Source organism: Flavobacterium sp. (assembly GCF_043760115.1).
In the GTDB taxonomy this organism is placed as follows: Bacteria; Bacteroidota; Bacteroidia; order Flavobacteriales; family Flavobacteriaceae; genus Flavobacterium.
Window position 1 is genome coordinate 1 of the sequence record NZ_JAYUPK010000124.1, and the last position, 5,737, is coordinate 5,737.

Genomic DNA, 5,737 nt, shown 5'->3' on the forward strand with positions numbered 1-5,737 from the left:
GTTGCTCATTTCCAGCATAAGTGGACCAATTTAAAGTTGTTTTTGCACTTGATTTAAAAGTAATTTGGGTTCCAAAAGCTGGCGTTTGATTGCCATCAATTTTCTGAATTCGTTGCCAACAGTTTAAATACATAGCTGCCAAATACCATTTTTCTGATGATGAAGTGTAGCCAATTTTTACTCCAGCTTCATAATATGGAGAACTATCTGCCAAAATACTTCTCGTTAAAGTTGGACAATCTTTAGCAATTGCGCTTTCAAAACCTATATGCGAAGGCATAATTCCTGCATCAACCCACAAATTATACTTTGAAGAAATTTTAACACCAACATTGGCTTCAAATATATTTTTTAACAAATCTTGCTCTAAAGCTAAATTATATTCGGCATAAGTTCCTGCCATTATAGCCAAATTTCCATGCACATTATCTTTCGTATAATTCATTTTTGCCAAACCCAAATTTAAGTTCAACTCGTTGTGTTTGTTGTGACTAAAAATAAATCCTGGACGAACATGATTTTCAGGTTCGTTAAAATCGTAACTAAAATAGGTTTCTATATAACCAGAAAACGTATATGGATTTTTCTCTTTTGCAACTTCTTGTGCGTTTGAAATTGTATATACTAAAACTAATAAAGCGGAACTAATTAATCTTTTTATACTATTTATCATAAGTAATTAACATATTAAAAAGTAAAAAACATGCTACTTTGTCTATAATTTATCTTTATTTTATTGGATAAGATGTTTTTCTTTTTATAATAAAATCAGAATGCAAATCTAAATTATTTACTTCCTTCTGGTATCAATACAATAAATAATTTTCCTATAATCATTTTCTTTAAATAAAGTAAAAGAATTTACTCCTTTGTGACTAAGTTTTCCATTATTATAAAATTCGTAAGGCGTCCATACATTTGCCATTGCTCCATCAACTTGAATTGAAAAATTTAGAATTTTTTCTAGAAAAGTCATAGTTGTTGGAATTGTTGCGATAGATTTATAAAATTTAGAAACAGACTCATATATTAATTTTGAACCTGTAGAATTTTCTGCAACCGATTGCAAAATCATTTTATCTGAACAAATAGTTTTTAATTTCAAAGTGTCTTTAGCGTGAAATGCAACGAAAAAATTTTCGATAGTTTGTTTAACTTCATCAGTATTATTAGAACTTTGAGCCAAACAATTACTTGAAAAATAAAATAAAAAAAATAATAAATATACTTTCATGTTTTGTGTTTTAAAAATTACCAACCTTCATTAAAGCCGTTTTTTAAAGCTAATTGATACTTTATCAAATCAAATTTATATAAATCTGGAGCTTTGTGTGCGCCACCTTTTCTACTTTCGTATAGTTTTTCTAGAATATCATAACGCAATATTTTTCTGTAGAAATTACCACGATTTAATTTTTTTTCCAAAATAATTTCATATAACTTTTGAAGTTCTGGCATGGTAAACTTTTCTGGTAATAAATTGTATCCTATAGGTTTATGATTTAATTGTTTTTGTAATGTTTGCAAAGCTTCATCAAAAATAATTTTGTGATCCATCATAAATTCTGAAAGTTCGGTGATAGATTTCCATTCGCAAGCATCAGAAATATCATCAATAACTAAATTTACTTTCGTGTAATCTACTAAAGCATAATGTCCTACAGAAATAAATCGCTGTTTGTTCCAAATATTATCATCAAAGTTCTTAAAAAAATCTTCTGATCTATTTAAATCTCCAAAAACCTTAAACTGTTGTAAATAAATATTTTCTGCTCCAGTTCTTTCAAATAATATTCTTTTTGCAGCATCAAATAAATTTTCAGTTTTTAAAACGTATCCACCAGGAAGACCAATAAGTTTTTGATTTTTTATTTTGGTTACTAATACTTTTAAAGTTGCATCATTGTATCCAAAAACCACACAATCTATAGATAAATTGGGAATATAGATTTTCCAAGATTCTTCTGACTTTTCTTCAAGTATTTTTTTAAACTCCATTGCTCTATTTTCATTGCTAATATATACATTTCTTCACTTAATGTAAATTTTAACTACAACAATTTTAATTTTTAATTTCTTTTTATTGTAAATATAAAAAATAATATATAATATTGCTTCATAATGAAGCAATGAAATCAATTTAACTAATCAGATGAAAAATAATTCTTTTAAAAATTTATCAACAACATTGCTTTGTTCTATACTACTTTTTTCAAGTGTTTCTTGGAAAAACAAAACAGACGAAATACAAACTATTACTGTTGATGGATTTACCTTTTCTGATTTAAATTCAAATGGAAAATTAGATAAATATGAAGATTATCGATTGCCAATAAGTGACAGAATTCAAGATTTAATTAGTAAAATGACCGATGATGAAAAAGCAAGTTTATTAATTGGTATTGGAATGCCTGGATTTGATGTAGAAAAATTAAAATTTACAACCGAAGGTTACCAAGGAAAAGTTCCTGGCGCTGCAGGAGCAACTTTTGAAATAAAAAGATTAGGAATAAAAAGTGTTATAGTTTCTGATGGTCCAGCAGGATTGCGAATTAATCCTACTAGAATTAACGATACTAAAAAATATTATGGAACTGCTTTTCCTGTTGGAACATCTTTAGCTTCTACTTGGAACGAAAAACTTATTTATGAGGTTGGAAAAGCAATGGGAAATGAAGTAAAAGAGTATGGCGTTGATGTTTTACTTGGACCAGGAATGAACATACATAGAAACCCATTGTGTGGAAGAAACTTTGAATATTATAGTGAAGATCCATTACTTACAGGAAAAATTGCGGCATCAATTGTAAACGGAATTCAGTCTAATGGTGTTGGAGTTTCTATTAAACATTTTGCTGCCAACAACCAAGAACGCAACAGAATGGGAGTAAATGTTCATGTAAGTGAACGAGCAATGAGAGAAATTTATTTAAAAGGATTTGAAATTACTGTAAAAGAAGCAAAACCATGGACAATAATGTCATCTTATAATTTAATAAACGGAACATATACTTCTCAATATAACGATTTACTAACTACAGTTTTAAGAAAAGAATGGAAATTTAAAGGATTGGTAATGAGCGATTGGTTTGGCGGATATGACGGAAAAAAACCACCTTTTGGTTTAGATGTTGTAAGTAATGTAACAGCACAATTATCATCAGGAAACGATTTATTAATGCCTGGAACAGCATCGCAAAAAGCGGCAATTTTAGAAAATTTAAAAAATGGAAAATTGTCAAATGCTGCTGTAAATAAAAACTTAACTAGAATATTAGAATTGGTTTTTAAGTCGCCTTCGATGAATAATTATCAGTATTCTGATGCTCCAAATTTAAAAGAAAACGCTACCGTTACTAGACAAGTTGCAGCAGAAGGAACAATATTGTTAAAAAATAATTCTAACACATTACCAATAACTACGAAGTTATCTTCAATTGCATTGTTTGGAGTTACATCTTACGATTTTATTTCTGGTGGAACTGGAAGTGGCGATGTAAATGAAGCATACACAATTTCATTACTTGATGGTTTAAATAATGCAGGATTTAAAATAGATTCTGAATTGGAAAATTTATACAAACCTTATGCAGTTGCTGAAAAAGCTAAAGAACTGGAACGTCGTGAAAAAAATGGTGGATTATTAGTAACTCCAAAACGAATTTCTGAATTGGTTTTAACTAAAGAAATGATTGAAAGTAAAGCGAATTCAGCAGAAATTGCAATTTTAACAATAGGCAGAAATGCTGGTGAAAGCGATGATAGAAAAATTGATGAAGATTTTAATTTAGCAAATGATGAAATCACTTTAATAAATGCTATTTCAGATGCTTTTCACGCAAAAGGAAAAAAAGTAATAGTAATTTTAAATATTGGTGGTGTAATTGAAACCGCAAGTTGGAAAGATAAAGTTGATGCCATTATTTTACCTTGGCAACCAGGACAAGAAGCAGGAAATTCTGTAGCCGATGTTTTATCTGGAAAAACAAATCCGTCAGGAAAATTAACTATGACATTTCCTGTAAATTATAGTGATGCAATTGCAACTAAAAATTGGGTTGGAACTCCTGCAGAAAATCCGACAGATGTAAATTATGAAGAAGGAATTTATGTTGGATACAGATATTTTAATAGTTTTAAAGTAAAACCATCTTACGAATTTGGATATGGATTGTCTTATAGCAATTTTGAATTTTCGGATGCAAAATTAAGTTCTAAAACTTTTACAAATAAAATTACTGTAACAATTTCTGTAAAAAATACTAGTAAAGTAGCTGGAAAAGAAGTAGTTCAATTGTATTTGTCAGCTCCAAATAAAAGTATTGATAAACCAAATTCAGAGTTAAAAGCATTTGCAAAAACCAAATTATTACAACCAAATGAAAGTGAAAAAATTATATTAACTTTGGACCCAAAAGATTTAGCTTCGTTTGTATCATCAAGAAATGGATGGATTGCCGATGCAGGAAATTATACAGTTACACTTGGAACATCATCATTAAATTATAAAAAAACTGCTAGTTTTAATTTAGTAAAAGAACTGGTTGTTGAAAAAACGAATTCGGCATTTGCAATGGATGTAGAATTTAAAGATTTAAAAAAATAGTTTTAACCTACTATTATTATTTTTTTTGTGGATTTGATTTATTTCAAGTCCATTTTTTTTTGGAAGTCATTTAAGCTTTTTTAATTGAAGTAAAAAGTTAAGATTTTTGTTTCAGATTTTAGATTTTTTTTATTGCATAATATCGTTACGGAATAAAAAAAATGTGAAATATGAGACAAGAAGATAATTTTTAACCAATTGAAAAAAGTTTAAACGACTTCATTTAAAACAAATCGATTTTAGTACTTTTACACCTTAATTAACAATTGTTAAACTAGTATCAATTGAAATTTTAAAATTATACAAATGTCAGTAGCCAAAAAAGATTACAAAAGAATTACAACAAAATCATTAATTGAAATGAAAGCCAATGGCGAAAAAATTTCAATGCTAACAGCTTACGATTTTACAATGGCAAAAATTGTAGATACAGCTGGAGTTGACGTAATATTAGTTGGCGATTCTGCTAGTAATGTTATGGCTGGACACGAAACTACATTACCAATTACACTAGATCAAATGATTTATCACGCATCTGGAGTTGTTAGAGCAATAGAACGTGCTTTGGTTGTGGTAGATTTACCTTTTGGAAGTTACCAATCTGACTCTAAAGAAGCATTGCGTTCGTCTATTAGAATTATGAAAGAAAGTGGCGGACACGCTGTAAAACTTGAAGGTGGAAGAGAAATTAAAGATTCTATAAAAAAAATATTAAACGCTGGAATTCCTGTAATGGGACATTTGGGTTTAACGCCACAATCCATCTATAAATTTGGAACTTATACAGTAAGAGCAAAAGAAGATGAAGAAGCAGAGAAATTAATTGATGATGCCAAATTACTTGAAAAATTAGGATGTTTTGCCTTAGTTTTAGAAAAAATTCCAGCACATTTAGCTGAAAAAGTTGCCAAAAGTATTTCTATACCTGTAATTGGAATTGGCGCTGGTGGTGGTGTTGACGGTCAAGTTCTTGTAATTCACGATATGTTGGGAATGAATAATGAATTTAGTCCACGTTTTTTGAGACGCTATTTAGATTTGTATGAACAAATGACCAAAGCTATCGGGAATTATGTAGCTGACGTGAAATCGAGTGATTTTCCAAATAAAAATGAGCAATATTAATTTTAA

General features: G+C 29.0%; 5 protein-coding genes. 2 read left to right on the forward strand and 3 right to left on the reverse strand.

Features of this window, described 5'->3' with window-relative positions; translation table 11 throughout:
• The 3 genes from ACH2BC_RS10535 to ACH2BC_RS10545 form a co-directional block, all read right to left on the reverse strand.
• The coding region (locus ACH2BC_RS10535) for an outer membrane beta-barrel protein (protein ID WP_395053959.1) at positions 1–673 on the reverse strand (673 nt) is incomplete at its 3' end.
• A gap of 117 nt (positions 674–790) precedes the next feature.
• Positions 791–1,234 (reverse strand): nuclear transport factor 2 family protein, encoded by a 444-nt coding sequence (locus ACH2BC_RS10540; protein ID WP_395053960.1) that lies wholly within the window; start codon positions 1,232–1,234, stop codon positions 791–793.
• 17 nt (positions 1,235–1,251) lie between these two features.
• Positions 1,252–1,998, reverse strand: a complete 747-nt coding sequence (locus tag ACH2BC_RS10545; RefSeq protein ID WP_395053961.1) for an NUDIX domain-containing protein — start codon at positions 1,996–1,998, stop codon at positions 1,252–1,254.
• Positions 1,999–2,152: 154 nt separating this feature from the next.
• Between ACH2BC_RS10545 and ACH2BC_RS10550 the strand changes: the two genes are divergently transcribed.
• Positions 2,153–4,606: a beta-glucosidase family protein gene (locus ACH2BC_RS10550; RefSeq protein WP_395053962.1), complete on the forward strand. Its 2,454-nt coding sequence runs from the start codon at positions 2,153–2,155 to the stop codon at positions 4,604–4,606.
• Positions 4,607–4,912: 306 nt separating this feature from the next.
• Entirely contained in the window at positions 4,913–5,731 is an 819-nt protein-coding gene (panB, locus tag ACH2BC_RS10555) for a 3-methyl-2-oxobutanoate hydroxymethyltransferase (RefSeq protein ID WP_395053963.1), read from the forward strand.
• Positions 5,732–5,737: the final 6 nt, after the last annotated feature.